This is a genomic window from Coleofasciculaceae cyanobacterium, from assembly GCA_036703275.1.
Taxonomy (GTDB): Bacteria; Cyanobacteriota; Cyanobacteriia; order Cyanobacteriales; family Xenococcaceae; genus Waterburya.
On record DATNPK010000108.1, the window covers coordinates 16,359 to 43,290 of the forward strand.

The 26,932-nt window shown below is 39.4% G+C and carries 24 protein-coding genes; all 24 read right to left on the reverse strand.

The window, feature by feature from the left end; translation table 11 throughout:
* Positions 1–2: 2 nt before the first annotated feature.
* Entirely contained in the window at positions 3–1,424 is a 1,422-nt protein-coding gene (locus V6C71_23770; GenBank protein HEY9771475.1) for a DUF4038 domain-containing protein, read from the reverse strand.
* A gap of 46 nt (positions 1,425–1,470) precedes the next feature.
* Positions 1,471–2,271: an acyltransferase gene (locus tag V6C71_23775; GenBank protein HEY9771476.1), complete on the reverse strand. Its 801-nt coding sequence runs from the start codon at positions 2,269–2,271 to the stop codon at positions 1,471–1,473.
* 47 nt (positions 2,272–2,318) lie between these two features.
* Positions 2,319–3,329, reverse strand: a complete 1,011-nt coding sequence (locus tag V6C71_23780; protein HEY9771477.1) for a beta-1,6-N-acetylglucosaminyltransferase — start codon at positions 3,327–3,329, stop codon at positions 2,319–2,321.
* The gene (locus V6C71_23785) at positions 3,286–4,155 is read right to left on the reverse strand and encodes a heparin lyase I family protein (GenBank protein ID HEY9771478.1); all 870 of its coding nucleotides are present in this window, start codon (positions 4,153–4,155) and stop codon (positions 3,286–3,288) included. Before V6C71_23785 ends, V6C71_23780 begins: the two co-directional genes overlap by 44 nt.
* Before the next feature lie 20 nt (positions 4,156–4,175).
* Positions 4,176–5,252, reverse strand: a complete 1,077-nt coding sequence (locus V6C71_23790; GenBank protein HEY9771479.1) for an SDR family oxidoreductase — start codon at positions 5,250–5,252, stop codon at positions 4,176–4,178.
* A gap of 103 nt (positions 5,253–5,355) precedes the next feature.
* Positions 5,356–6,588 (reverse strand): L-2-hydroxyglutarate oxidase, encoded by a 1,233-nt coding sequence (lhgO, locus tag V6C71_23795; GenBank protein ID HEY9771480.1) that lies wholly within the window; start codon positions 6,586–6,588, stop codon positions 5,356–5,358.
* 32 nt (positions 6,589–6,620) lie between these two features.
* Positions 6,621–7,391: a glucose-1-phosphate cytidylyltransferase gene (rfbF, locus tag V6C71_23800; protein HEY9771481.1), complete on the reverse strand. Its 771-nt coding sequence runs from the start codon at positions 7,389–7,391 to the stop codon at positions 6,621–6,623.
* 17 nt (positions 7,392–7,408) lie between these two features.
* Positions 7,409–8,371 carry a glycosyltransferase family 2 protein gene (locus V6C71_23805; protein HEY9771482.1) on the reverse strand — a complete coding sequence of 321 codons (963 nt, stop codon included), beginning with the start codon at positions 8,369–8,371 and terminating at the stop codon, positions 7,409–7,411.
* A 27-nt stretch (positions 8,372–8,398) separates the two neighbouring features.
* Positions 8,399–9,133: an acyltransferase gene (locus V6C71_23810; protein HEY9771483.1), complete on the reverse strand. Its 735-nt coding sequence runs from the start codon at positions 9,131–9,133 to the stop codon at positions 8,399–8,401.
* The gene (locus tag V6C71_23815) at positions 9,126–9,665 is read right to left on the reverse strand and encodes a glycosyltransferase (protein ID HEY9771484.1); all 540 of its coding nucleotides are present in this window, start codon (positions 9,663–9,665) and stop codon (positions 9,126–9,128) included. Before V6C71_23815 ends, V6C71_23810 begins: the two co-directional genes overlap by 8 nt.
* Positions 9,666–9,697: 32 nt before the next feature.
* On the reverse strand, positions 9,698–10,147 hold the full coding sequence (pssD, locus tag V6C71_23820) for a PssD/Cps14F family polysaccharide biosynthesis glycosyltransferase (protein HEY9771485.1): 450 nt from the start codon (positions 10,145–10,147) through the stop codon (positions 9,698–9,700).
* 40 nt (positions 10,148–10,187) lie between these two features.
* Positions 10,188–12,041: a heterocyst formation ABC transporter subunit HepA gene (hepA, locus tag V6C71_23825; protein ID HEY9771486.1), complete on the reverse strand. Its 1,854-nt coding sequence runs from the start codon at positions 12,039–12,041 to the stop codon at positions 10,188–10,190.
* Positions 12,042–12,068: 27 nt separating this feature from the next.
* A complete protein-coding gene (locus V6C71_23830) occupies positions 12,069–12,806 on the reverse strand; it encodes an acyltransferase (protein HEY9771487.1) in 738 nt (245 codons plus the stop codon).
* A gap of 67 nt (positions 12,807–12,873) precedes the next feature.
* Positions 12,874–13,698, reverse strand: coding sequence for a sulfotransferase domain-containing protein (locus V6C71_23835; GenBank protein ID HEY9771488.1), 825 nt, complete (start codon positions 13,696–13,698; stop codon positions 12,874–12,876).
* A 1-nt stretch (position 13,699) separates the two neighbouring features.
* Positions 13,700–14,656 (reverse strand): glycosyltransferase, encoded by a 957-nt coding sequence (locus tag V6C71_23840; protein HEY9771489.1) that lies wholly within the window; start codon positions 14,654–14,656, stop codon positions 13,700–13,702.
* Positions 14,657–14,966: 310 nt separating this feature from the next.
* Positions 14,967–15,827 (reverse strand): sulfotransferase domain-containing protein, encoded by an 861-nt coding sequence (locus V6C71_23845; protein HEY9771490.1) that lies wholly within the window; start codon positions 15,825–15,827, stop codon positions 14,967–14,969.
* Position 15,828: 1 nt separating this feature from the next.
* A complete protein-coding gene (locus V6C71_23850) occupies positions 15,829–16,704 on the reverse strand; it encodes a sulfotransferase family 2 domain-containing protein (protein ID HEY9771491.1) in 876 nt (291 codons plus the stop codon).
* Positions 16,705–16,728: 24 nt separating this feature from the next.
* Positions 16,729–17,853, reverse strand: a complete 1,125-nt coding sequence (locus tag V6C71_23855) for a glycosyltransferase (GenBank protein HEY9771492.1) — start codon at positions 17,851–17,853, stop codon at positions 16,729–16,731.
* Positions 17,850–19,052 carry a glycosyltransferase family 4 protein gene (locus V6C71_23860; protein ID HEY9771493.1) on the reverse strand — a complete coding sequence of 401 codons (1,203 nt, stop codon included), beginning with the start codon at positions 19,050–19,052 and terminating at the stop codon, positions 17,850–17,852. The genes V6C71_23855 and V6C71_23860 overlap by 4 nt, the downstream gene beginning before the upstream one ends.
* Positions 19,053–19,094: 42 nt before the next feature.
* Positions 19,095–20,486: an O-antigen ligase family protein gene (locus V6C71_23865; GenBank protein ID HEY9771494.1), complete on the reverse strand. Its 1,392-nt coding sequence runs from the start codon at positions 20,484–20,486 to the stop codon at positions 19,095–19,097.
* A 6-nt stretch (positions 20,487–20,492) separates the two neighbouring features.
* Complete coding sequence (locus V6C71_23870; protein ID HEY9771495.1) at positions 20,493–22,733, reverse strand: P-loop NTPase; 2,241 nt, start codon at positions 22,731–22,733, stop codon at positions 20,493–20,495.
* 48 nt (positions 22,734–22,781) lie between these two features.
* Positions 22,782–23,825, reverse strand: a complete 1,044-nt coding sequence (locus V6C71_23875; protein HEY9771496.1) for a glycosyltransferase — start codon at positions 23,823–23,825, stop codon at positions 22,782–22,784.
* 565 nt (positions 23,826–24,390) lie between these two features.
* Positions 24,391–24,798 carry a hypothetical protein gene (locus V6C71_23880; GenBank protein HEY9771497.1) on the reverse strand — a complete coding sequence of 136 codons (408 nt, stop codon included), beginning with the start codon at positions 24,796–24,798 and terminating at the stop codon, positions 24,391–24,393.
* 650 nt (positions 24,799–25,448) lie between these two features.
* A complete protein-coding gene (locus tag V6C71_23885) occupies positions 25,449–26,264 on the reverse strand; it encodes a DUF3102 domain-containing protein (protein ID HEY9771498.1) in 816 nt (271 codons plus the stop codon).
* Positions 26,265–26,932 lie beyond the last annotated feature (668 nt).

Consider the following 26,932-nt stretch of genomic DNA (forward strand, 5'->3'; position numbering starts at 1 on the left):
AATTACCGTCCCAGTACTAAAATCCAATCTCCTTCTTCTGGGGTAGTAAAATTGACTTGAGTTGCTTTTTGTACCGTACTTTTATTACTCAATGCCTTTGTTCTAGGGTTAAACCACAAAACCGATACCGACTCAGCACTCAACGAAGAAAGATTTAGTGCAAAATCACTCGTACCTGCGGTGTACACCAACCCATAGCTGCCGTCATTAGCCATAGTTGCTTGAATATGTCGCTCGTAATCGGCACTTTGTCCGCTAACAATCATTGATTGGGCTGGTCTTAACTTTAGAAAATCTTTGCCCAAGGCGTGCAGAAATTGACTGAGGTAGCCAATCTGTGTTGAACCCTCTAATTGCAGTGCCTCGTCAAAGTTAGACATTGCATCCCAGACTCCCGACCCGCCATAGGAATGTCCAAAACCGCCAGCAAAAATGCTGAAATAGGCACGCCGACGAACATTGTATGGTGTCGCAGGTGTCCCTCCTCCTAGATTAGTATTTTCATACCAGGCTTCAGCATCTAAAGTTGGTTTGGTCGGAGATTGTTGATAGTCGTAGGCGATCGCTTCCCAAACAGTCCAGTTACGCTCGTCCTTACGGGGAAGATCGTTAGGACAACACCATTGACTGGTTTGCCAGTTATTAAAATCTACTAAAGTATTCATCTTAGAAAAAGAAGTACCACGCTGGAAGTCGGCATGTATGGTTAAAAGCTTATTTCCCGTATCACCATCTCTAATTCCCTGCACCAGTGACTTAACCCGATCCAAATCCAGCTCGCTTTTACGCCGATGACCGCCAGACTCACCAGCACTCAACCAGATAACATTGTCATTATCTTTATAGCGATCGCCGATGAACCTGCCAAATTTATAGAGTGTTTCGGCATCATAGTCTCGAACAATCTGCCACCATCCTGTAGCGATCGCAACATACATACCTCGCTGGTTAGCTTCTGCTACTAAATGGTCTATTTCCTGAAAATGACTCTCAATCGGCTCTAAATTCTCATTAAATCCGATCGGCTCATTCACCTCCTCATTTCCCATGCCCACCCTAATCATCACCACGTTAAAGCCTTTACTCTGGCGATCGTCTAGTAGCTTAATCCGTTGTTGGCGAGTTAGCTTAGAAAACAGCCAAAAAGTATCCCCAATCCAGACAAAGGGACTGCCATCGGCACGTACTAAAAACCGCTCAGAGCTATCTATCTTAAGTTTGGTTGGCATGGGATATGCTGGCAGTTTAAGCTCCAGCCCTGGATAGGTTTCAGAATCAGAGGTAGCTGCTATTGGTTGTGACAAGGGGGACTTTTTAAGTGCGATCGTCTGAGCTCGATTAAAATCTACATCCCCAACTTTAGCTACAAACAGGAGCAAGACTAAGGTGATGGAAAATAGTGACAGATAAAAAAAACGTCTCATGACAAGCCTTTAATAAACGACAGAACGACCTTCCTACTTCTGACTCTCATGGCGATCGCAATCTATCAAGCTGTTGTTCGCGATTTCGCTGCGAGATTACCTTCGCAGGTACGCCAACTGCAACGGAATAGGGTGGAATATCCTTACTTACTACCGCTCCTGCACCGATGACGCTACCTTGACCGATGGTGACTCCATCGAGAACTTTTACCCCAGTCCCCAGCCAACAGTCATCCTCAATAACAATTCCTTTGCAGGTAATTCCTTGTTCGACAATTTTAAGTGTGGGGTCAGCAAAGTTATGATTATTGGCGTAAATTCCTGAATGGGAGGCAATGAGACAGCTTTGACCGATTTTTATCGAACCAGGGCCAGCTAGACAAGTGTATGGACCAATATAGGTAGATTCGCCGATCTCAATATATCCGCGATCGAGAGATCTCAGATCGACACCGCGATCGAGGATTACTTGCTTTCTCAGGTAAATTTGACTGTTGTTGCCAAAAGTATTAATTTGTACGCCAAATCCTAGGTTGACTCGATCCTCCAAACAGACACTATTGTTTCCTAGCTCAGTTTTACTTGTCCCAGCACTACTAAGATAAGTTCCACGATTGATAATGACGCGATCGCCAACTTCTATCTGGTTCGGCTGAACAAGTTCTACTCCTGATTGAATACGTACCGAACTACCCATTTTGGCAAAAAGAGAACGATAAATCCAATTTCTCAGAACAATACCTGGTGCTCTGGGAATCCATTCTACTAAGGCAGTTAAGATAGATTCTCGACGATAAGACCAAAATGAACTGGACTGTGTTGCTCGTTTGATAACAGAATTTAACATTCTTTCAACTCATTACTCATTACTCATTACTCATTACTCATTACTCATTACTTAAGCGCAGCGTTACCAGTAGCTTTACTATCGAGCAGTTCGTCCAGCAGATCCAGGATTTTATTGTCTGACTCTGACTCAAATTTTCGGGCAAAATGGGAGTTGCTACTGACGATTTTGAGATAGTCATCTACGGTTAAACTTTGAGCATAGCCAAAAAGCTCTGAAGGAAAATCTAAATAACGCATACAGTCATTACAAAGATTAAACTGATTGCTATTGACTAGCACAGTGGGAATGAGAGATTCTTCAGGAGCCAAGGTTCTTTGATAAAATTTCAATACCTCAGGATGTTCTTCTAGATAATTTCTCAAGAAGTCTAGACATTTTCTCGATAAGCTGTTCCAGTACCAACCCCCGTAACACCTGAAATTGTCATCAAAGGGGACTGATTTTGCTCCCAGTCCAATTAGAGCAAAACGCCACTGTATTTTCAAAAAAGGTATAAAAGGCTCAATTCTAGATATTTTTCTGAGCCACCACTTAGTCCATAGTGGCAGGGATATATACTGGGCAAAAAAGCGTTTTCGACCTGCTTCTTTTCCCCAAGGTGATTCTTCTCCCAGAATATCCCAGTAATTGATAAAGCCGTCGTATTCGGTCTGAGCCAGAAAAGCTTCGATCTGAGGAATTGGCTGAATCGGATAGTCTTGACCCGACAGACAAATCAACCAGTCAAAGTCGTAGTTATGCTCATGCAACCAATTAATAGCATCGAGATAAATTTCTAAGACAGAGTTGTCACCACGTCTTGCCGATTTCTTTCTTGTAATTAGTTCAATCCCTGAAAATTGTTGGAGGTTGGTTAAGTCTAGCTCGCAACAGCTAAAGTCATGACTGAGTAACACTAAAGAATTGGCACTGGACTTTTTAATTACTTTAACTAACCGACAAATTTGTTCTGGGTTTTTGTGACTTTGAATAAAATAGACAACCTTCATAGCAAAATATTCGACTCTAAGCTTAATTATCTTGAGGGGAGACTTCTTCAAAAGAAGAATTTCCATTTCCTACCCTCAGCTCATCGGTGTAGAGTAGTCGTTCACCATGACCAGGATCGCCCACGTATACACCAATTTTCCACGCACCCATAGCACTCACTCCAGGACGAAGCAGTGCCACCTTTTCATTGACGTAAAGTTTGCCATTTTTCCAAATTTTGACAAATCCTTGACTAGAATCTGAGGAAGGTCGAACATTGAGCACAAAGTCATCCCATTCATTAATTCTGGCGGGAATACTAAAATTCTTACAGCCAAAAATATATCTTCCTTGACTATCTTGTCCTTGATAAAAAGAAACAGTGTAATCAAATGTGCCACCGTCAGGAGAGATAGTCATGTAGCTACCTGGAACTCCTCTTGTTTTTAATGTCCCACCTCGGCTCGATTTGCTGTTACATTCAAAGAGCGTTATTCCCGCACGCTGATCGCGAAAAGATGCCTGATAGAACATTTGCTGCACGATCGAAAGGTCGGGTTCGCCTTCGACTGGCTTGAGGAAATCATTAGGAAAAAAGTAGCTCCAGCCAATCCAGTATTCTTGGTTTTCTTTAAGAATGCCATCAGGAATTCCAATCTCGCTGCGCTCATCACAATTCTGGACATGATGCTGCATTGCCAATCTGCCACCGCGAACGGGAGAAGTGACAAACTTAAACAGACTATTATCTACATAATCTGAGTTTGAGCTACATTGATGGCTTTGGAATTGTCGGTAAGTATTATCAAAAATCTCGTCATCAAAAGTATTTGTCCAAATGATGTTGGCTAATGAATGTCGAGGTAATAAAACGATGATTGAGAACAGCAGAAGCAATTTAAGGATATTCATGATGGCATCAAGATTTATCTTCAGGCGATCGCTGGTTCTTTGGTTGCTTCTGGTATGCTGACGACTGGGGATTGTCCCTTCCAGAAGAAGTCGCGATCGATTTGCCCAGTTTTAATCAAATATTCCAGTTGCTTGAGACGGGTAAATCCTCGGAAACTGAAAGTCTCTGCCGACATATCAATTCGATTAAACAAATCGTAAAACTGTTGCGCTCCCCTTTGAGCATTCCAATCACACTTGAATCCAGGCAGAGTTTGATTTATCTTCTCAAAAGAAACACGATAGCTGCGATTATCACCATCGCTTTGCCCAAAACTTAGCTCGCATCCTTTAAATACTCCTGCAATTGTCTGGGCAATTTCTTTTACCTGATAGTTATGAGCCGTATCACCGACATTAAAAACTTGCTGATGAACAATCTCTCTTGGAGCTTCCAGGCTACACAATATAGCTTTGCAGATATCTAAAGCATGAACTAGAGGTCGCCAAGGAGTTCCATCACTGGTCATCTTAATTTCATTAGTCGTCCAGGCTAATCCTGCCAAATTATTTAAGACAATATCAAACCGCATTCGGGGAGAAGCTCCATAGGCAGTGGCATTACGGAGAAAGGTCGGCGAAAAGCGATCGCTAGCCATTGGTTTTACATCCCGCTCGACTAGAGTTTTACACTTGGCGTAGTCAGTCTGAGGATTGACGGCAGATTCTTCAGTGACATAATCTTCTGTCGCTACTCCATAAACACTACAGGAAGACATATAAACAAACCTTTCCACTCCCGCAGCTTTGGCTAATTTTGCCAAACGTACTGAACCTTGATGATTAATTTCATAGGTAATATTTGGTGCAAGTTGACCCGTAGGATCGTTAGATAGTTCTGCCATATGAACCACAGCCTCAATCCCCTCAAGGTCTTCTGCGGTGATATGGCGGATATCTTTATTGAGAGTTCTAGGAGTTAACTCAGTCGCATTGTAAAGCCAACCGACTTTATAAAAACCAGTATCTACGCCAAGTACTTCATGTCCATGCTGCATTAAAAGTGGTGCTAATAAAGAACCAAGATAGCCTTCTGTTCCAGTAACTAATATTTTCATGATTGATGACAAATAATAAATTGTTAGTGATTGTAATTAACCTAAATACTCAAACGATGAGTATATTTTTGAATGTTGTACAGGTGGCAGAATATTTAACTTTCTACTTCCTACTTCCTACTTTCTGAGTTGGTGATACCTCGATCTGAGATTGCTCGACAATTTGTTCGACTATAGCTTTACCAATTTCGATCGAAGATGTGGCTGCTGGAGAAGGTGCATTGCAGACATGAACTGAGTTTTTGTTGAAGACGATCGAGAAATCGTCTACTAGTTTGCCATTATTCTTTAATGCCTGAGCGCGAACTCCCGCATGGGTAGGCACGAGATCTTCGGCTTGAACTGCGGGAATTAATCTTTGCAAACTGCGGACAAATGCCTCTTTGCTAAAGGAACGAATGATTTCTTGGATTCCATCATCGCTGTGTTTGGCAGCTAGTCGCCAAAAGCCTGGGTAGGTCATTACTTCCATAAAGTCCCGCAGATTGAAATCTGTTTTTTGATAGCCTTCACGTTTGAAGCTCAACACAGCATTAGGCCCTGCATGAACGCTGCCGTCAATCATCTTAGTAAAGTGAACGCCCAAAAAAGGAAAATCGGGATTAGGTACTGGGTAAATTAAGGTTTTAACCAGGTCGCGTTTTTCTGGGATGAGTTCGTAATATTCCCCGCGAAAAGGCACAATTTTAGCTTCAGGTTTGGCTTTACCTAACTTAGCAATGCGATCGCTATGCAGTCCAGCACAATTGACCGTGAATCGTGTTTCAAACTTACCTTGAGTTGTTTCTAATACCTGAGCGTTACTGGTATTGATGATTTTGACAACCTTAGTATTGAGATAAAGTTCTCCACCCTGAAGTCGAATTAAGTCGACATACTTTTGACACACTTGTTGATAATTAACAATACCCGTACTGGGTACGTGCAAACCTGCCAAACAACGCACGTGAGGCTCGATTTCGTTAACCTCTGACCCACTAATCTGACGCACCTTTAATCCATTTTGTAGACCTCTCTGATAAATATGTTCTAGCTGGGGCAACTCAGATTCTTCTACGGCAACTATAACTTTGCCACAGACATCGTAATCGATGTTGTGCTGCTGACAAAATTCCACCATTGAGCGATTTCCTGCACGGCAAAATCGAGCCTTAAAACCACCAGGCTTATAGTAAATCCCCGAATGAATTACCCCACTATTGTGTCCAGTTTGGTGAAATGCCCACTGAGATTCTTTCTCTAAAACGGCAATTTTGGCTTCTGGATAGGTTTTACCCAGAGTCATGGCAGTAGAAAGACCAACGATCCCACCACCAATAATCGTAAAATCGTACATAATTTATTTGTTGTTTAATTCGACCGATCTATTTACCAAACCTTCCAAGGTGCTTTGTCTTTTTGCCAAAGACTTTCCAAGTAACGTTTGTCGCGTAAAGTATCCATGGGCTGCCAGAATCCCTGATGTTTGTAGGCTGATAGTTGTTCTAAATGAGCTAATTTTTTCAAGGGTTCTTGTTCCCAAACCGTTGAATCATCAGCAATAAAATTAATTACTTCTGGTTCGAGGACAAAATAACCTCCATTAATCCACGCACCATCTCCTTCAGGTTTTTCCTGAAAGCTAGTAATTTTCGTTTGTTCTTGCCCCAAGCAAATTGCCCCAAAGCGTCCTGGTGGCTGAGTTGCGGTTAAGGTTGCCAAGCTCTCTTGTTCTTTATGAAAAGCAATTAGTTTTTTGATATTTACATCAGCTACCCCATCGCCATAGGTAAAGCAGAAGGTTTCATTAATATGCTCGCCGACTCTTTTAAGTCTGCCACCAGTCATGGTTGATTCTCCCGTATCTATCAGGGTGACTCGCCAAGGTTCGGCGTTACCCTGATGAACATTCATCTGATTAAACCGCATATCAAAGGTGACATCAGACCTGTGTAAAAAATAATTGGCAAAATATTCTTTAATGATGTAGCCTTTATAGCCACAGCAAATGATGAAATCATTAATTCCGTGGGCAGAATAGGTTTTCATAATGTGCCACAGAATTGGCATACCACCAATTTCTACCATCGGCTTAGGTCGAATGCTGGTTTCTTCACTCAAACGAGTTCCTAATCCACCAGCTAATATTACCGCTTTCATTAGTTAAACTCCTAAAATTAGCTTTTATTTACTTCAACGGAGGCAAGCTGTTTCGGCGGTTTTAGACTGCCTATTGAGAACAGCTTAATAATGGGCCACGCAGCAGCCTTAAGCAAATCTTTGGTTAACCAGACGCTGTTCCAAGTCAGCCATTGGAGCATCTGGAGATAGCATTGGACTCGCTCTTGCCAGTTTAAAGGTGCGATGTGAATTGCCTGGATGTATTCTCTTAACCACTTCCATCTGGTTAAGTGCAGCTTGCCTTTTTTGCTGGGGTCATACCAGGCAATGCGATCGCGGAAAGCATTGTGCGCTCTGACCGAGGCTTGGGCATGATCTCTTTTCCAAAATAAATAGCTGGGAACTTCATAAAACTTGCCATAAAGAGCCAGTTTTCCAAGTAAAATTAAATCAGAAGAGGGATAGCTTCCCAAAGGTAATAATTGTGTCAGTATATCTCTGCGTATCAAGCCGTGAAAGGGATGACATTGATGTCCATAACGGACTAGGTGATGATAAGTTTTAAATCGCTGGCTAGCTTGGTCAGATTGTAGATGAAATCGATCTTCATATTTTTCAATTTCTGACTCATGTTCATCGATAATCAAAGTTTTGGGATAAGCTAGAACAGTTTTAGGATCTTGTTCTAAAATATCGATACATCGCTGGAGAAATTCCACGGCGCAAAGATCGTCGTGACAAGCCCATTTAAAATATTTACCTCTAGCCAACTCAGTAACGCGGTCGAAATTCCATCCTGCACCAAAATTTTGTTGATTGCGAAAATAGCGAATACGTCGATCTGCGTTGGCATAGGTGCGGCAAATGTCTTCTGTTCTGTCCGTTGAGCCATTATCAGAAATAATCAGCTCAAAATCTGTAAAGGTTTGTGCCAGGATAGAATTTAAAGCATTTTCTAAAAAACGCTCGCCATTGTAAACCGGCATACCAATACTAACCAAGGGTTGATTTTGGTTCATGGTTTTTAATAGTATTGCTAAAAATGTTTAGCTACGCATTTTGATAACGCGAGCAGGTATGCCTACTGCGATCGCATTGGGAGGTATATCTTGAGTTACGACCGAACCTGCCCCAATTACTGCCCCCCGACCAACACATACCCCATCGAGAACAATTGTCCTATAACCCAACCAAACATCATCCTCGATGGTGATGCCTCCTTTAGTAGTTAATGGCTGTTCTTTAATCAGTCGATCTGCTGCAATACCATGAGCGTAGGAATAAAAAGCGCATTCGGGAGCAACCTGTACTTTACAACCAATCTTGATCGGTGCTTTATAACCAGAAAATTGGCAACGAGGTTGAATATGGGTATCGCTACCAATAACTACCGTGCCAGTATCTCCAGTTTGAATATAAGTATCGCCATACAGATGTACGCGATCGCCTAAAATAACTTCACCGCCATCGCGGTCTCGGTAAATTGTGACGCGATCGCCAATAAAAACATTTGCCCCTAGTTGCAGCAACTGATGATAAATTGTTGCCCCAGGCGCAATATAACCCTGGGGATGATAACGAGCCAGACAACGACGGGCATAGTATGGTGGAGCTAGCCAGGTAGCGATCGCCGTACTAATTTTTCCTAGATAACCTAATCCAGCCCCGCGCATCCAAAACCACATCCAGCCAGTGACAAACAGACCTCCTAGCCCTGAAACTTGCAATTTGGCTTTTAGTTGTCTCCAGGTAGTTGGAGAATTTTTAGGTAGGCTAATCATAATACAGTCCTGAGCTAGAGTTAATCGTGGGAAGCACTTGATCACCAATAAGGGAAGCTTGATACAATTCGCGAAAATACGTCCCTAGAGAAGGTGCATTAAATAGTTCTTCTTTTAAGGGCTGTGGTGGATGTTTGATGTAGTCAACTAAAGAAGCAAATTTAGTACAGTAGCTAATACCAAACGTTTCTACTGCCTGGGCAAATAACAGTTGATGATCGTCTATATGCTCGCCATAACGCTTTAGCCGAGGTAGCAAAACAAAAGACGCTCCCATTTTTGCCAGCATTCTAGTAGAACCCTGCCCCGCATGAGCGATTACTAAAGACGCTTGCTGGATGGACTCCTGCATTTCGGTTTTAGTCAGAGAAGGAACAGAAGTTAACAGAGGATGATGAAGCCTGTCAACTGAAGTTGCTCCATGTTGAAATAAAACAGGTTCGGTAATAATTTCTCTTTCTAATAAAAGATTCAACCAATCAACGGCGCGATCGAAAGGAAAAATAATCGTTCCTAAAGTAAAGACAATCATAATAAATTAAACGAATGATTTTGTTGTTCATATTAGGCAACCACTCCTCTATATTTGGCTTTTGGATGGCGTTCTAAAGATTCTGGCCATTGGACATAGAATTCATCAGCAACATAGTAGACAAGTTTGCCACTAAGACTAAGAGCTTTAGAGCGGGTAATGCTTTCGATAAAAACTGTTTTGATGCCAAAAAGTTTACTGGCGTAGATAAACGGTACGGACAAACTCGCTCCAGTAGAAATTACTAAATCTGGTTTGCTTTGGTAGATAATAAACATGGCGTGGAAAAAATTAACGATAGCTCTACCTAACATTCTGGCTTCCTGCATAATTACCCAGTGGACAATTTCTTGACGGCGCAGCCGTTCGGTATCGAATTTTGGGTAAGTAACCCATTCTCGATAATGTGCCGTCCAAAATTCTTTTAAACCCAGCATGGTTGCAAAATGTCCCCCTGGGTTACACACAAGTAGTAGTCGCATAATTTTAACTCCTGGATATATAAATAAGTAGCAAAAGCTTTTAATGAGTTAACTCAACTTCTTCATGCTGCATCTGGTGATATCGCCATAATTGACCGCGCTGCTGTAGTAGCTCTTGGTAAGTTCCCTGTTCTACAATGCGCCCTTTCTCTAACACCACTACTTTGTCGGCTTGCATAATCGTGGAAAGTCGATGGGCAATAGTAATCACCGTTCGACCAACAGCTAGTTTTTCCAAAGACTGTTGAATCAATCGCTCCGAAACTGAATCTAAAGCACTAGTGGCTTCATCCAAAATCAAAATATTTGGATTCCTCAGTAAAGCTCTAGCGATCGCAATTCGCTGACGTTGACCACCAGACAAGCGGACTCCTCTGTCTCCTAACTGTGTATCAAAGCCTTCGGGCATCTGGTCGATAAACTCCAAGGCATTGGCTAGTCGGGCTGCTTCTCTAATAGCGGCTTCATCTGCTGTTGCGATCGCATAGGCGATATTGTCACGCACCGATGCATTAAAAATAAATGTATTTTGACTGACTACGGCTAGTTTTTGCCGCAGGGAATTAATCTCAAATTCCCGCAAATTTACCCCATCGATGAGAATCTTACCCTCAATCGGATCGTAAAATCTAGGGATTAAATCCGCCAAGGTTGATTTGCCAGCACCGGATGCTCCAACTAACGCCACTGTAGTTCCTTGCAGAATGGACAGAGAAATTTGCTGTAAGATCGGCTCATTTGCATCATAGCCAAAATCTACATCTACAAATTCAATTGCTTGCTTCAACTTAGAAAATTGGACTTTTCCATTTTCTAAATAGGGTTTATCATCGGTTCTCAAAAGTTGGTAAATATTGTCAAACGAACCAGACAGATTACTCAACCTAGCTCTAATGCCATTAAGCTGACTTATTAGTGGCGTAATACGTAGCAACACTACTAAAAATGTCAAAAATGACGCTGAGTTTAGATATCCATTGGGGATGAGGAAAGCAAACCCTATAATCAAGATACCAAGAAGCATCAAAATTCCCGCACCTTCTGATAAAGGTTCGACTAATGCTCTGATCTCCATCGCTTTGTTCATCGCTTCCACAATTTCAGAGCTCGCCTTATCACAGCGTTGGCGTTCAAAGTCCTGACCAGCGAAAGCTTGAACTGTACGAATGCCTTGAATAAACTCCAGTGATACTGAGGAATACTTAGCATTAGCTGTAGTTACGTCAAAACTAGCTTCCCTTACCTTACGTAGCAGCGTTGATAGCCCTACCGACACTAGGATCAATAGCATCACTGAAATAATCGTCAACTGCCAGGACAACAATAACATTGAGATGGCAAAGACTACCAAGGTTTCTGCCTTAGTCAGTAAAGTAGAAACATTCATCAAAGCCATGATAATCTGGCCAATTTCACCAGTCAGGCTGTTGATTAAATTTCCCGAACGAGTCTTGCTAAAGTAAGCCAGAGAAAGAGCTTGCAACTGCTCAAAAATCCGCAGGCGCAGCCGATATCCTAAATTAATTTGCGCCTGAAAACTATAAAGCTGTCCAAAATAGGTAAAGCCTAGACGTAATAGGTTGGTCAGAAAAATTAAACCCGTAATTCGATAAAGTCTTTCAGTAGCAGGAGCATTAATTGCTAAAATCCAGATATCAATCCAGTTAATTCCGGTTTGAACTGGTGCTGCATTAGGATTAGTAAAACTTTGGATGAAAGAAAGGATAAAACCAACCCCGAAACCTTCAAAAGCTGCCGCTAGCAACGTAAACGTGATGGCTAATATAGTAATCCTACGAAAGTGTTTGAACTCTCGCAGAATAAAATATTTATCTCGCCAGAAGCTATTAGCTTTGAAAAACTTGCGGATTATTGTGGGAGTTTTGATGAGCATGTAGATTTACTAGACATATTTATATACTTACTTGCTCCGTGTGCCGATTACACGGGCGGGAACACCAACGGCGATCTCACCATCCTGTATATCTCGATCGACTACCGCACCAGAACCAATTACCGCGCCTTTGCCAATGCGTATTCCTTCTAAGACGATCGCACCATGACCTAACCAGACATCATCGTCTACAACAATGCCTTTTTTGGTTGGTAATGTTTGGTTTTGAATCAGTCCATCAGGTGTAATGTTACTATCGCCAAGATAAAATCCACAGTTTGAGGCAATTTGTACGCCACAGCCAATTTGAATTGGTGCTTGGTATGCCGAAAACTGGCAGCGTGGTTGAATATGAGTATCCGAACCAATTTTCAAACTGCCGCCATCACCAGTCTGAATGCAGATATCATTATGCAAATAAACGAGATCGCCTAGCTCCACTGAACCGCCATTACAATCCTCAAAAATTGTGACGCGATCGCCAATAAAAATATTTGCTCCTAGCTGTAAATTACTATGAGCAATAGTTGCACTAGGGGCAATATAACCAGCCTCGTAGTAACGAGCAAAAGTACGACGCATTTTATAAGGCGGGGCTAACCAAGTTGCTAACCAGGTAGTAATTCTGCCCCAATAGCCCAATCCAGCAAAGCGCAGCCAAAAGTATGACCAGGTAGTTGCAATTACCGTTTTGATTCCTTTAGCTTGCCAAAGTTGCCAAAAACGCTGCCAGATACTAAATTGAGACAGTTTAATTAAATTCATGAGCCAAGTTTAATCAGGTTTATAAGATTGAAGGTCAACAATTCACGGTTCTACTAACTCTTCTCTATTAATTCCAATCAAAATCCACCCCTAATAGTTCGTATAATTTTTGGTTATGAGGTTGGAAATATTCAATTAAACGTTTTCTAGTGTTAGGTTCTATCGTTTGGCAATAAAGATTGTTATTGTATTTCTGATATTTTTTGGGCGACCAATCGGGCAATTTTAAGAAATCAAGCACCTGTGTAAATATTGCTTCTGGATGATTGAAAAAATCTTCACTTTTTAAAATTAGTAACTGTTGTTTATTAAACAGCTTTAACCAGTTTTTAAGCTGCTCGGCATAAAGACCTGAAGCTAAATAGGTATAGTTATAGGCTGGACTACTTTTAAGCTCCAATTCTCGACTTTCATTTTCAATCTGCCTAACTCTCGATTCTTCTTGGGCGATCGCCTCTTCAAAAGAAAGGTTTTCTCTGCCAATCCTTTTAGTGTGATGATAGTGGGAGTAAGCTCGATCCACGGGGTTTCTGAGTAAGGCAATTAGTTTGACTTCGGGTAGCGTCGCCGCGATTCTCTCAGGAGCTTGAGGATGACAAATATAGCTAGCAGTTGCTTCTCCTGTAATTAAATCTTGTGAATCTAATTTGGGTAATGATATCGGAAAAAAGCTTTTATACCAAGCATTACCTCGGTCGTAATAAATATTGAAATAAGAAACCTCTTTCCAGGTTGGCGCACCAATATTGGGATGTCCGCTCAAGTAATGGAACAGAGAAGTCGTGCCACATTTTTTTGCCCCAATAATCAAAAAGCTGGGCATAATTCTCATTGGGCTGGTGGCAATTCTACCTGACCTATTAAATACTTTTTTAACTAATTTAATGTTCATATCAACTCGTTTTTTGCTCATATTTCACGTTACCTTGAACATCCGTAATTTCTTTTTCCACCGAATTATTGATAGCTCGATCTAAAATCTGCTCAACAACTTCTTGATACCGAGTTATGCTAAAGGTATTTAGGACTTTTTGGCGAGTTTGTTCCCAGTCCACAGGATTAGCTGTACCGTCGGCAATTGATAGAATTGATTCAGCGATCGCTTCAGGCAAAGGTTTGCAAGTCCACAGGTCTGTTTCTGGGTTTAAAAACTCTTGGAGGGATGGAGACTTCATAGTTAGAGTAGGAATTCCCATCGAGAGAGACTCGACTAGCTTGGTGGGGAAGGTATTATATGCTTTATCCGTATTGCCAAAGATGCCTAATGCTAGATCGCAATTTTCTACTAAATAGCGTGGCAAAGAATCATCGTAAAAAGTTAAATCCTTTCTCAGAAAAACAGAGGAATCGAGTTGAGCAAGTCGAATTTTTTCGACATAAACATTATATTCAGAGTTATTTATACCAAACAAATTACAGGTAAATTTTACTTCTCTTTTCTTTAAAAGCTCCATAGCTTTAATGATGTTGTCTAGTCCATGCAGAGGCAGGAATGAACCCCACCAGCAAATTTGCAAAATACTATTCTCTCTAAATATTTTTTGATGCACTAGTGTAGAACTACTAAAAAGAGGAGCAACGAAAACTTTATCTCGGTCAATTTTTATCCCTAATTTCTTTTCCCAGTAAGCAGGTTCGTAATTAGAGGTATTAATAATATAATCTGGTTGACACAGAGCTAATTTATCTCTACGTATCTCTATTGCTGTTTTTTGTATTCCTTCATTATATTTTTTTCTCTCTTCTAGTAAGTTATCGTAAAGAGAAACATGGTTTTCAAGAATCAGCTTTTTTCTGAATATTTTAGCAACTAAAATTGCATTCTCAACTAAGTGATTATTGAGGGGCAAAATATAAATTACGTCAGTAAAAAGTGTTTTTATTATTAGTTCTATTAAATGAATTCTGGATAATATTTTATTTATAAAAGAGTCAGAACTTTTTTGTGTATTACAATAGAAGTTGGGGCAAACAAAAGATGTAAAATATCTAGAATATAGCAAGAATTTGATTAAACTATGACAGCGATAATGGGCTGCTTGAATATTTCCGTACAATAAAATCTTGCATGGTTTTTGATTGGTTGATATGCTGTTTTGGACTAACATTTATTTGCTTGTTTATAATTATTGTGGCTTGGCTTGACAAATTTTGTCTCAATCACCATACTTGCCATTGATCGAGAGTGAGTCCAGTCAAAGAAGCTAATTGACGATTTTTTGGCATAAAATACTCGGAGAGAAATAATTGATCTGTCTCGGATATAGGAGGAATTTTTTTGCTGAAATCTGTAGTTAATTTTTTACAGGTTTTTCTTAAAAGAGATGGAGCAAAATGACTATGACCCCACATATCTAAAGTAAAAAATAACCTGTTACACTGACGACCGACCAAGTTTACAGACCGAGATTTATTTTTTGGTGCTTCTAAGTGTACTTTGATATTTTCCGAGCTAACTCCCATAAATTGGAAACATTCTTCAGCTACCTTTGCTGGATTTTTTTTCAGATCCTCAAACAAAATAAATAGAAAGGAATCAAGAGAGAAATATTCTAGCCATAGAGCTAGTTGTCCGTGGTAATTACTCACATCGAGGTAGAAAAAGTCACTCTTGATCGCTTCTCCAAATTTTTTGCCTTCGCACCCAATATTAAAATAGTGCCAATATGCCGAGTACGTTCTCTCTATGGGATCTCTTAGTAAATAAATAAATTTTGCCTTGGGAGAGATAGAATGAACTCTTTGCGGAACACCTTCTAAGCGCCCTCTCTTTCTTTTAGAATTATTTTCACTTAAGGGTGCCATAGCGTATGTTGTTGAAGCGTCAAGACACACAGAGCTTTCATAATTAGCAAAGTTACTCTGATACCAATCCAAACCTCTATAAAAGTAAGTTGTAAAAAAGTGTGGTTCTTTTGTTCTTGCGATACAAATATCGGGATGTTGGGATAGCAAATATGCCAGGCTCGTTGTCCCTGCTTTTTGTGAGCCAATGAGATATACTTCTGGTGGAAAAGACATCTTATAATACCTTTCTTTGATTTAATTCTTTATAAATTCTATTTACGGCTCGATTATAAATAGTATTTGCTCGGTAATAAAGTTTATTAGGGCTGGATATATTTGCTTGTTGAAATTCTTTAAGTTCTCGATTAAAAGAAACCTCTTGTCTCTCAATAAGCTCTTCAAAAATGGCTTTGGCATATTCATATAGCTGTAGGTCAAATTCATTGAGATTTTCAATTAATCTCAAGGTATCTTGGTCAATATCTTTTGGTTTTCTAGAAATATTACTTTTATCATAAAAAGGAATTTTCCAGCCCAAAATTTTCTGCAAAAGGAGCAAGCTTTCATCAAATCTTTCTGAAAGACCAATAAATTTAAAATACTTGTGAATATTTCTTTGAGCAATGTCTAGACTTTCCCGGTCACAACAAAGTTTTTGGCTTTTATTGTGGTCTGATAATTGACTTTGCAAAACTATTCCAGCAAAGTTCTTAGTCATGCCATTTTGCACCCCAGGATATGTTTGAACAAACTCTTTAAGCGATAGATCTAAAAATTCGGGATTTTTAGTTTTTTGATAGTAATAATACATCGAAATTACCCGACTAACTGGCTCACGTAAAAACGTGATATATGTATAAGGCTGCTGTAAAAAATTATGTAAGCCAAAGCCTAAATGGGTGTTAATAATCTTAATTTTTTTTCTTTGGGACTCAGATAAATTCTTAAGTTTATCAATACGTTGAGCATGAGGTCCTGAAGAACCGTAAAGTTCACAAATGGCACTCGGTGGAAACTGATATTGAATGATGTATCTTAATGTAGTTCCTGCGGTTTTGGGAATATGCAGAAAAATAATTACTGGTTTTTCCATAGCATTTAGCTTTTCCATAGCATTGTTTTATTTAATGCGAACTTAGGGCATTAAAGAATCATATATTTCTTCTAATTTGGCAGTTTGCTTGCGAATATCGAAGCTCTCATTAATTAACTCCCTTCCCTGCTGTCCCATCTTTTTGCCCAAGGGGCGATCGCTCAATAGAATATCTAGCTTTTGGGCCAAACACTCATCGTCTTTTTCTGATACTAAAAAACCTGTCTCGCCATCGATGACGGCTTCAGGAATGCCACTATGATAGGTGGAAACCACTGGCACGGCACAAGCAGAGGCTTCGAGAATTACAATCGGTAAACCCTCGCATTCACCACTTTTAGCTGTTTGACTGGGGAGAGCAAAGATTTCTGCTTGCTGCATTAGTTGCAGTACCTTCTCGTGAGGCTGCGCTCCTAAAAAACGGACACGGCGATCGATACCAAGCTGTTTAGCTAATGTTTGTAATTTCCCTGTTAAAGATCCGTGTCCTACCTGAAGCAACTTGACATCAGGATGTTTGGCAGCAATGCGGGCAAAAGCACGCAACAGTGTAGCAATGCCTTTTTTCTCTGTATGTCTACCTACACAAAGAATGTATCGTTTATCATCTTGTTGAGGAACAGGAGAGAACTTGAAAGTATCTACACCAATATAGTGCTGAATAATTTTTTCTTGAGGATAGCCCTGCTCAATAAGTTTGTGCTGAATAAACTTGGAAACGGCAATAAAGACTGAAGCCTTTCTTTTTAGCTCTTGTTCATGAAAAAGAAACTGATAATACAGTAGCTTTCCCGTACGCCAAATAGCTTTACGGGTCAGAGTAATATCATAACCATGAAAAGTTACTACCAAAGGAATTTTCAGCTTCTCAGCCAGGGGCATAGCATAAACTCCATTAGGACCAAAATGGGCATGAATCAAACTTAAATTATTAAAATTAGACCAATGATTTCTAAACAGGTCAGGATTTTGAGTCAAGAGATAATTTATTTGCCTGAGCTTAAATTTGTCATCTTGGCTGAGAGCAATGTGGGGTAAGGATGTTGACTTTAAAAGAGTATTAGTGACAAATGTTGGTTCGTATTGATGCAAATGATTACCTTGCTCGATTACAAAAGCCTCAGAAATACGCGGAAAAGTTCTGAGATAAATACCGATGGGTTTCATCTTTTAGTCACTAATGTGCTGATAGTTTGCTTTTGATTAGCTATGGGAGAATTAAGATTGACAATCTCCACGATCTTTTGAGCATACTTTGCAGGGCTACAATGGGACTCGACCCATTTTTGACCTTGAGCCAGAACCAGGGAAGTATTGGCATCCTCAGCAACACGAATAATGGTTTGAGCCACAGCCATCGGATTGTCAGGGTCAACAGTCCACTGGGACGCAAAGTTGTCCAAAATCTCGCCAATACCGCCAGTCTTGCTGCCAACTACTGGCACTCCACAGGCGATTGCTTCGACCACGGTACGTCCAAAAGGCTCGCGAGGAGCAAGAGTAACCACCACGTCGGCATATTGATAGTAGTCTTTGATCGCAAAAGTAGGAGGCAAAATTGTCAATCGTTCCGCGACACCTAATTGTTCTGCTAACTCCAGCAAGGTGCTGGTATGCAGCTTATTAGGAGAATAGTCCTGTCCGATAATGACTCCGTGGTAGTGGTGTCCTAAATGTTTCAGCTGGGCTAAGACTAAAATCAATCCTCGCAGATTCTTGTCATTGATATGTCCTGGCTCGGTGATCCGAGATGGGGTAAACATGATTTTCGCCCCAGAAGCCAGAATTGGCTGCAACCCTAGTGTGGGAGAATTAGTAGTGGGGCTATCGCTAAAGTCTGTAATATTTACTGGTTGATAGAGAATCCCTTCAATTTTGGCAGTAAAGGCCTGATTAATATGTTTAGCCGTGAAGTAAGAATTACAGATAGCATTAGGGGAAAGACAAGCAAAAATAAATCTTCTCGCTAAATTACCAAGAGGATTGTAAGAAGAGGCGAGATCGTGGAAAAAATGAAAGACGGGGCGCGAACTCCAGCACAGGGCAGGTATTGCTAGGGCAATGCTAGGTAAGAGATGACTACAGGAAAAACAATTATCTAATAATAAAGGCCAATCGTTGGGTTTTTGATTAACCCAACGATTGGCCAGCTTAAAAAACTGACGATTCGGTGCTGGGATTGACTGTAAACAGTAACCATAACCCAAGTGCTGTAGATAATCCTCCATGAGTGAACCAGACTGTACGAGGACACACAACTGGTCAGATAAGCCGCACTGCTCAAATCCCTTGATCATTAAACCTAAAGAAACTGTTATACCGCCTAGAGCGGCACAAGACGATGGAAAAATTATCAGCTTACGCATAATATCTAAATATATGTTAAATCCCCAAATCTCAGATTAAAGTCAGTAAGCCCTAAGTATTCCTCGATAAGTCTTTGGTTTGGTTTGACTCGGTTGATGAAGTAGCATACACATTAGCGTACAGATAATCATTGAGAATTGGATAATAGTCACGGCTGACTGAAGGCTAAAAAGAGCCAGAATAGGAAACCAGCACATCGGTCTCTCGCTGCGAGTCTCATAGAACCAAAAGAACAGGGATGCCCAAAAAGCCATAAATATACCCACACCCAGCAAACCCTTTTTGTAGAAAAGATCTCCGAGAATAAAGCTGTGAGAACCGATTCGAGGTGGGTTGAAGACAAAAACGCTTGGTCCGCTTCTAGCTGGTGGTCCTTCCACTTTATGACCAAAAAATGGCTTTTCGGGAATCTTTTCTAAAGTTGCCTGATAAACTTTGGAGCGTGCTTCAGTCGAACCAGCTCGCGCATCGGCGACTGTTGATGCCGTATCCGTGAAGGTAGCGAAAATCATCTCCGTAACGGGGGTAAGGGATAAAGTAGCAAAACTAAAGATGGCTAAGAAAGCGAATACTAGTGCAGTCAATCGCCATTTAACCAAAGTTGAGAACAAGCGGATTGATAACGCCACAGGTAAAGCTAGCCAAACTGAGCGAGAACCAATCAAAATTAGTAGAAAGATACAGATTGCTACTAGTAGGCATGACCAAACACGATTTTTGAGATCTATAGCGATTAGACTTACAAAACCTAAGTATGCCGCTGCTGCTTGGTAGTGACCAAAGAAAAATCTAACCCGATCCTCATCATAGAACGCTAGATAGTTTGTCCAACCTTCAACATCTCCTGGGGTAAAGTTGCTTTTGCCTGTCAATATGGCATAAAGATTGCGTGGTGGATTGTCAATCCATCCTGGAAAGGCAAATTGAAAAATCAGCCAGCCCAATAGCATCTGAATCACGCTAACCGAGCAGGCCCAGGCAACTACTTCCAGGCGAACTCTAGTATTGTTACTCTGGATATACCAAACTAACAAAGGAATTGAAAACTGAAAAACTGATTTAATTACGTTATTAAGACTAACAACTGAATCTGAAGGTATATCTATTGATGGGTAAGCATCCAAAAAGACGAATAATGCATCTATACTTTCGTAAGCATAAAACGCAAATAAAGCAATTACTGCCCAGCTAGGTCGTTTTAAGCTAAGTTTGCCGTAACGCCACCGTTCATAAACTACAATTCCTAACGCTAGAGATAAAAGTAAGTAGTTAGTAATACCCACTAACCACCAGACTGGCAACAAGACGATATTAGCGCAAACCACTTTTTCGGTTGTTGTTAAGCAACTCCAGCGTATAAAAATCCCCGTAAATAGCTTTTCGGGGGGTGGGTGGGACTGGAAATGATTCTGTTTATTTAAAATTTGATGCATAGGTTGCTACTGCAAGATCTCGGCAGCAAGAGCTGGTTGTGATTTTAGGTGATATCCGTAGCGATAATTGCTACTAGAAGAATTAACTTCATTTAAAATCAAGCCTTTGATTTGCGCTTTGCGTAATTTGAGCTGTTCCAAACTATCCATCACTGAATGGCGATCGCTTTTTCCTGGTCTGACAACAAACAGTACGTTGTCGATTATCGGAGTCATCAACATCGCTTCACTAGTTAAACTAATAGGGGGAGTATCCACCAGGACATAATCGTAATTACCTTCTGCCTGTACTCGCTCGAGATGTTGTTCAAACTGCCCCGTGGCAAAAAATTGAGCTATATCCTCTTTGGGTACTGCTGGAGCTGGCATTAAATTTAGTCCATGGCTGAGGTTAATAGTGGGTTTGATTTTTGTGTAGTCAGTTTTTTGTTGTTTTGGGATGACGCCAAAATGTCTGCTCAGGCTAGCTCTTTGCAGGTCGGCATCGACAACTAAGACATTGAAACCCAATTTTCTAAGAGCGATCGCTAGTCCTAAAGTGATCGTAGTTTTCCCTTCACCAGCCGTCGCACTGGTAATCATTACACGATGATTCTTTAAAACTAAAGAATGAAAAGTTGTTGCCAGACGCTCAAACTCTATTACTGTCAAATCGTTATCTTGCCAATCATCTACTACTTGGCCGTTTTTATATAATGGCAAGTTCTTTGATGGGGGTAAATCAGACGAAAGAGCAGGGTTCAAAAGAGGACGGGAATTTACTTCATTACTCTTTGCTTCCTTTAATTGTTGCTCGCAAGTGCTATTGCAGTTCAAATAGGGCTGTTTCAGACGAGCAATACTAAACAAAACTGGAATTTCTAACAACATCAAATCTTTAGGACTTAGCAGAGGGGCAGCAGATTCCAAAGACAATAAGAGACTAACGCTAGCAAATATTGAAGCCATTAAACCGCCAAATAGAATCAGTTTCTTACTGGGTTCTTCTGGTTCTGCATTGAGAATCGGTCCATCGATTAATTGCACATTAGGATAACTGTTAAAATTATCAATTTTGGCTCGATTGGTTTGAGCAACAATTCCTTTATAGACACCCTCGGCAATGTCGTGTTTTCTTTCTAGTTCAATTAGCTTGGTTTTGTTGGCGGAAATATTATTAAGTTCATTAGTTAGTTTATCAATCTGATTTTGAATTTGAATTGTTTGTTGTTGGAATCCTTGACTATTTGTCTGAGAAGCTAGAGACTCGGCAATTATATCCAGACGTTTGGTCGAGCCGTTGTTACCTAAGGTGGCATCAATCTCCTGACGACTAACACCAGGAAGTATCTTGCTGATTTTTTGTTCTAGTTCCTGGGTCAGTTGTTCGCGTTTAAACAAAAGATTTTGTACTTGAGGACTAGAGTCTTTATAGTTACCGCGAGCATCAGATAACTCAATTTCCGTTTGAGCTAACTTTTGTCTTGCTTCTTGATATTCTTGATTTTCTGCTAAATTTAGCGATTGGATTGCTTTTTCGGGAGTAGTTTTAAAATAATTAGCGGCAATTTCTGCTCTAGTTTGACCAGCCTCCGCCTCAGATTGAATAAGAGTCAGCTGGGTTCTAAGTTCATTAATGGAACTGACTAGCTGTTGAGTTTGAGCGTCGCTATCGACAATACCTGTAAGATGTCGAAATTCAGCCAGTTCTTGTTCAGCTTTAAGCAGGTTATCTTTAGCTTGTTTAAGCTCTTCTTGAGCAAATTCTTGCCGAAAATCAGCATCCGAATAGCGCAATTCATTCAGACGCTGTTGAAAAACTTCTACTAAATTAGTAGCTCTTGCTAAAGCCAATTCCGAACTAGAACCTTGAGTTTCGACAGAAATAACTGTCGATTGAGGCAGTGGCTCGACAGTAAACAGGTTTTTGAAGCTTTCTAACCCGGGAAAACTTTCTTTTTCAGGATCGTTTGTCCAAACTTCATTGATTACAGCATCGCTGGTAATGATGGTAGATTGAATTTCTAAAGGGTTTAATTCCTGAGAAAAACCTGTACTACTATCTTTGATACTCCCTAAAGTACCTAAATCAGCATTTAGATTGCCTCCGGAATTAGGTACGTTGAACTTTGCCTTCGCCGTCCATACTGGAGGAGAAAAATAATCGGCTAATACTGTTGCTGAAAATACTGTTGCAATTAAAAACATCAGATTGATCGCCAGCAAAGGATTACGATGTCTGCGAATAACATTAAAATTATGATTCATTACTGATCGAGTAATTTTATTATTTGATACTTCCTTTCATTTATCTAGTTATTTAGTTGCGACTGAAGTAAATCGTTGTCCTACACGAGTTAGTCGTCTACGAAAATAACCCCGCAATCCAAGACGCAAGATCGCTTTTCCTTCTGAGGGTATCAAGACACAAAGACCACGTCTTAATAGTCTTTCTAAAATATCTCTAGAGCTACGTTTAATCGCTCTGCTTTCTCGCCACGAGAGCCAAATCACCTGGATCATTTCGATGAAAGAGAAAGTCCCTTGTTGGACTGCTTTTAGGCTGCGATAGTCTGCGTCTCGCTCTAGGTCAAAGCGATCGCGCAATCCCACTTTTGCTGCCGTTGCATTGATATAATTAGCATTTGATTCACGCTGTTCGAGCAAAAATTGAATGTTATCAGTACGTGCCTGTAAGTTATTACCATGTATGCGATAAAACATTAGCGGTTCATCAATACAGCCGACTTCACCATAAAAAGGTACTGCTGCCGTCAGATATGTATCGGCAGCCTCGTTTCTCGTCGTGGGAATCGGCAAAACTTGTTCTAAAATTTGACGACGATAAGCTAATGCTGAAGTTATACTCATGGCATATCTACCCCATCGCAATAGTAAGTGGCTAACATCTCCTTGATTATGCGTTTTAGAACCCTTGCCAATAGGAGTGCCGTCGCGATCTACTGCAATCCTCCCATGAGATATTTGCACCCATCGGGGATGGGTGCAAAAAGCGCTAACGATTTTCCTCAATTTATCAGGATGATAATAGTCGTCAGCATCAAGAAAACAAATAATTTCTCCTTGAGCTTTAGTAATTCCGACGTTAAAAGCTTCACCCTGACCACTATTGGGCTGAAAGATTGCAATTAATTCCTGATAAGATTCAATAACTTCTCGTGAATTATCAGTCGATCCATCATCAACAACAATCAATTCAAAATGGCGATAGGTTTGTTGTAAAACGCTCTCTATCGCTTCAGCTAGAAAATAACCATAGTTGTAATTACCAATAATTACGCTAACCAAAGGGTTTTGCTGGCTCAAGCTAGGCTTAGCCAGTTGAAGTGATTTTATCATCGTCAAACACTCAAATATTGAGTAATGCTGAATAATTAAATGAGTTAATGCTTATTTAAAAATAGACACTATAATTCTACTTCCTAAGATTATTAAAGTTCACTCACTGGTGTCTTCTCGAATAATCTTCAACAGAAAATCTGTTGCTAAAGTTAGAACTATTAAACTGAATATTTAACTAGGAGTATATGAACGCCAATTCGTTTAAAAATCCAGATTAGTGCTTACTATTAATTTGATTTTTTAATAGTGTAATACTCTTGGCTTTGGCGCGTTTTATTTATCTCTACTAAAAGAACAATAAAACATTTTAAAGGCCATATTTGTGTAACTCGATACTTTTAAAATTATTACTTTGGAACTAATAATTTTGTTTATATTAACATGTTTTTAGTATTGCACACTGTAGATTTAATTTAATTATTATGAAATATTTCTTATCAAAGTTAATTAGTTAACAGAGCTACTTTCTCACAAAATTTAAAGCTCAAATATGACAAGAAAGTATGCTTTTGCGATTTAAACACTGCTCTTTATAGAAGAGATTTTATCTATCTGTGGTATTTTAAGTATTGGATTTTATCTGAGGCTTACGACTCATAGAATAGCTAAATTCACTAACAGAAGGGTTAGGAAAATTAGGATTAATCGTGCCAGTTGATTTTTTCCAATCTTCAACAGTAGCCAAAGATACTTTCATGGAACTATCAACCTTACGAGAAATTTTTAACCACATTGTTCCATGTTGTTCGCAACAAAAATCTTCAATCCAAGAGCTTCTGTCGAGATATATATTATTTTGAGCTATCAAAAAACTTGCCTTTTTGCGAGTAATATTGAGATGTTTTTGTACCTCTGATATTTCTTGATAATAAAGATAATGTTTTGGACTTCCCATGCGCCATAATTTTGTATGGCAATAAGGACAATTGAATTTTTGCTTTGTGCCTTTTCTGCTACGTTTACCTGGCATAGCCTAAATACTCCTAAAGGTATGAATTTTCTATTTACATTGATTGATAGGATAGCTTTTATCCACAACAAAAATACTTTTTCGTTATGGTTATTCGGTTGATATTTTGGGAAGATATATGCAAGTAACTTTAGCAATTATCATATCACAAAAATTTTAGATAAGAGATCATATTATGTTTGTTTAATACTATAAAATTTTGTAGTCAAAATTATGCCTTGAAACACCAGCTTAAAGTGTAAACAAAAGGAATATTTAACTAGTTAAATTAACTAGTTAATTACATTAATTTTTGCTTATCTGAGATATTAAAAATACAATTACTAGGCTAATAGTTAATTTCTAAAAATCACCAAGAGAATTGATGCTGTATTTTACCGATCTAAAAAACTGTAACCGGTGAGGTATTTGAAAGACGCAGGCATATTCGAGAAATAAAAGAATATTAAGTGTTATTTTAACGTCGGCAATAGCCTTTGAGAGTGCGATCGCTTATATACAAGAATGGCGAAATACACTTATATTTGTTTTATTTAAGACCAATACACATTCAATAATGTTAAGTAAAAAAAGCAGAGGAAATAGGAAAGGGTATTCAACCACCAAAAATACCAAGTAACATCATTACTCACTTAATCTGTTAGTTTTGGCTATTCAGATAACAATTCAGCTTGCCTGAAAATATCTTCAGCAAACTGAGGATTATCTTGCATTTTCTTGAATAAAATCGTCAAGTTTTTAGGGCTGCCCTCTACTGCAATACAATTACCAGCATAGATAATCTCAAAGTCCTGAATTCTGTCTTCAATGTATTTTGGACTTTCTTGTTTAATTGCAATAATTCGGACGCTTTTGTCAAAGTTTCTAGCAACATTTTTTTGAATAACATCAACTTCTGACAATATTTCTTGAGTATCCAATTCTTGAGTATTCAAGTGCGTTATATTACTCGAATTCAATTGGTTTGGTAGATAAGTATCTATCTTAGCTAATTCTTTGTGATGTTTGACAACTAATTTAGCTAGAGAATAAGTAATATTTTCTCCCTCAGCAGCAAGTTGCAAGGCATATTTTCTAGCACTTTCAGGCGTTGAAGGAGCAGCTAAAACATAGAGTGCAGAAGCAGCAAAATTAAAATGCGTAAAATTTACGTTTTTGAATTGTTCGCTTACCTGCATAAATTTTGTTGCTGAAGAAATGCTCCAATTGAATTCTGTTTTCAGCCAATTTCTAAACTCCCCATGTCTTAGTTGTTGTTTGACTTCAGATAGCTTTTGCCCCACCTTTAAAATGTCTTTTGCTGTTTGACGAATTAAGCCTTTAATCTCAGAGGTTTTTTGTTTAACGCTAATCTGTGTTTGACGATCAAGAATTTCGTAGTTAAAGTTATACTGGTCAGTAATATTCAACATTTGCTTGTGAGATGACTCAAAGCTTAAATTTTCTGCTAAGTTTGGCAAATTCAAAATAGATACCTCTCAAATAACAAAACAACAATATATTTTTAACTAAAAATATATTGTTGTTCAAAGCTGTTTCATAATCAAGATATAAGTTAAATAAAATACTTTAACTATAAAACTTGTATAATTTTATGCTTTTAGTATTGTCGTTACAAAAAGCAATGGCGACTCAAATTTTTAGATTTTAGAATTTCTAATCTTAAATTTTAAATACCATAACATACACATAGTATTAAAGAAAGTTTTTTGAGTTACACTTTATAATATCTTTATATTACATTGGCTAGCAATTACTCAAGAAATTTTGGCCGAGCCGATCGACCAAACTTCCACAGCTGAAATTTCAGCCAAGTTCCACAACACTTTAGTTGAAATAATTGTTGCTGTTGCCAGACGAGTTAACCGAAAACAGATTTTACTTACAGGTGGTTACTGGCACAATAAATAGACGCAATGTAGTCTTAGAAAATAAATTTGGCGTACCGCAAATTATTAATGAGACGAGGCATTGAAAAAGTTACCAATTATTTATTACAGGAAATTGCCGATCGCGCCAGTCCCGTCAATGATTTAAATGCGATCGCGAAGCGTGGGCGCAATTTCGGCTGGTAACGATGAAGAATAGGCAGAGGGGGGAAAAGGGAAAAGGGAAAACTTACCTTAGTGGAGTG

Coding starts and splice junctions, on each gene's coding strand:
- V6C71_23770 (HEY9771475.1), bottom strand. CDS start 1,424: ATGAGACGTTTTTTTTATCTGTCACTATTTTCCATCACCTTAGTCTTG.
- V6C71_23850 (HEY9771491.1), bottom strand. CDS start 16,704: ATGGAAAAGCTAAATGCTATGGAAAAACCAGTAATTATTTTTCTGCAT.
- V6C71_23875 (HEY9771496.1), bottom strand. CDS start 23,825: ATGATAAAATCACTTCAACTGGCTAAGCCTAGCTTGAGCCAGCAAAAC.
- V6C71_23880 (HEY9771497.1), bottom strand. CDS start 24,798: ATGCCAGGTAAACGTAGCAGAAAAGGCACAAAGCAAAAATTCAATTGT.
- lhgO (HEY9771480.1), bottom strand. CDS start 6,588: ATGTACGATTTTACGATTATTGGTGGTGGGATCGTTGGTCTTTCTACT.
- pssD (HEY9771485.1), bottom strand. CDS start 10,147: ATGCGACTACTACTTGTGTGTAACCCAGGGGGACATTTTGCAACCATG.
- rfbF (HEY9771481.1), bottom strand. CDS start 7,391: ATGAAAGCGGTAATATTAGCTGGTGGATTAGGAACTCGTTTGAGTGAA.
- V6C71_23785 (HEY9771478.1), bottom strand. CDS start 4,155: ATGAATATCCTTAAATTGCTTCTGCTGTTCTCAATCATCGTTTTATTA.
- V6C71_23855 (HEY9771492.1), bottom strand. CDS start 17,853: ATGAAACCCATCGGTATTTATCTCAGAACTTTTCCGCGTATTTCTGAG.
- V6C71_23835 (HEY9771488.1), bottom strand. CDS start 13,698: ATGAACATTAAATTAGTTAAAAAAGTATTTAATAGGTCAGGTAGAATT.
- V6C71_23780 (HEY9771477.1), bottom strand. CDS start 3,329: ATGGAAATTCTTCTTTTGAAGAAGTCTCCCCTCAAGATAATTAAGCTT.
- V6C71_23815 (HEY9771484.1), bottom strand. CDS start 9,665: ATGATTGTCTTTACTTTAGGAACGATTATTTTTCCTTTCGATCGCGCC.
- V6C71_23845 (HEY9771490.1), bottom strand. CDS start 15,827: ATGTCTTTTCCACCAGAAGTATATCTCATTGGCTCACAAAAAGCAGGG.
- V6C71_23810 (HEY9771483.1), bottom strand. CDS start 9,133: ATGATTAGCCTACCTAAAAATTCTCCAACTACCTGGAGACAACTAAAA.
- V6C71_23865 (HEY9771494.1), bottom strand. CDS start 20,486: ATGCATCAAATTTTAAATAAACAGAATCATTTCCAGTCCCACCCACCC.
- V6C71_23860 (HEY9771493.1), bottom strand. CDS start 19,052: ATGCGTAAGCTGATAATTTTTCCATCGTCTTGTGCCGCTCTAGGCGGT.
- V6C71_23830 (HEY9771487.1), bottom strand. CDS start 12,806: ATGAATTTAATTAAACTGTCTCAATTTAGTATCTGGCAGCGTTTTTGG.
- V6C71_23870 (HEY9771495.1), bottom strand. CDS start 22,733: ATGAATCATAATTTTAATGTTATTCGCAGACATCGTAATCCTTTGCTG.
- hepA (HEY9771486.1), bottom strand. CDS start 12,041: ATGCTCATCAAAACTCCCACAATAATCCGCAAGTTTTTCAAAGCTAAT.
- V6C71_23790 (HEY9771479.1), bottom strand. CDS start 5,252: ATGAAAATATTAGTTACTGGAACAGAAGGCTATCTTGGTTCTTTATTA.
- V6C71_23805 (HEY9771482.1), bottom strand. CDS start 8,371: ATGAACCAAAATCAACCCTTGGTTAGTATTGGTATGCCGGTTTACAAT.
- V6C71_23775 (HEY9771476.1), bottom strand. CDS start 2,271: ATGTTAAATTCTGTTATCAAACGAGCAACACAGTCCAGTTCATTTTGG.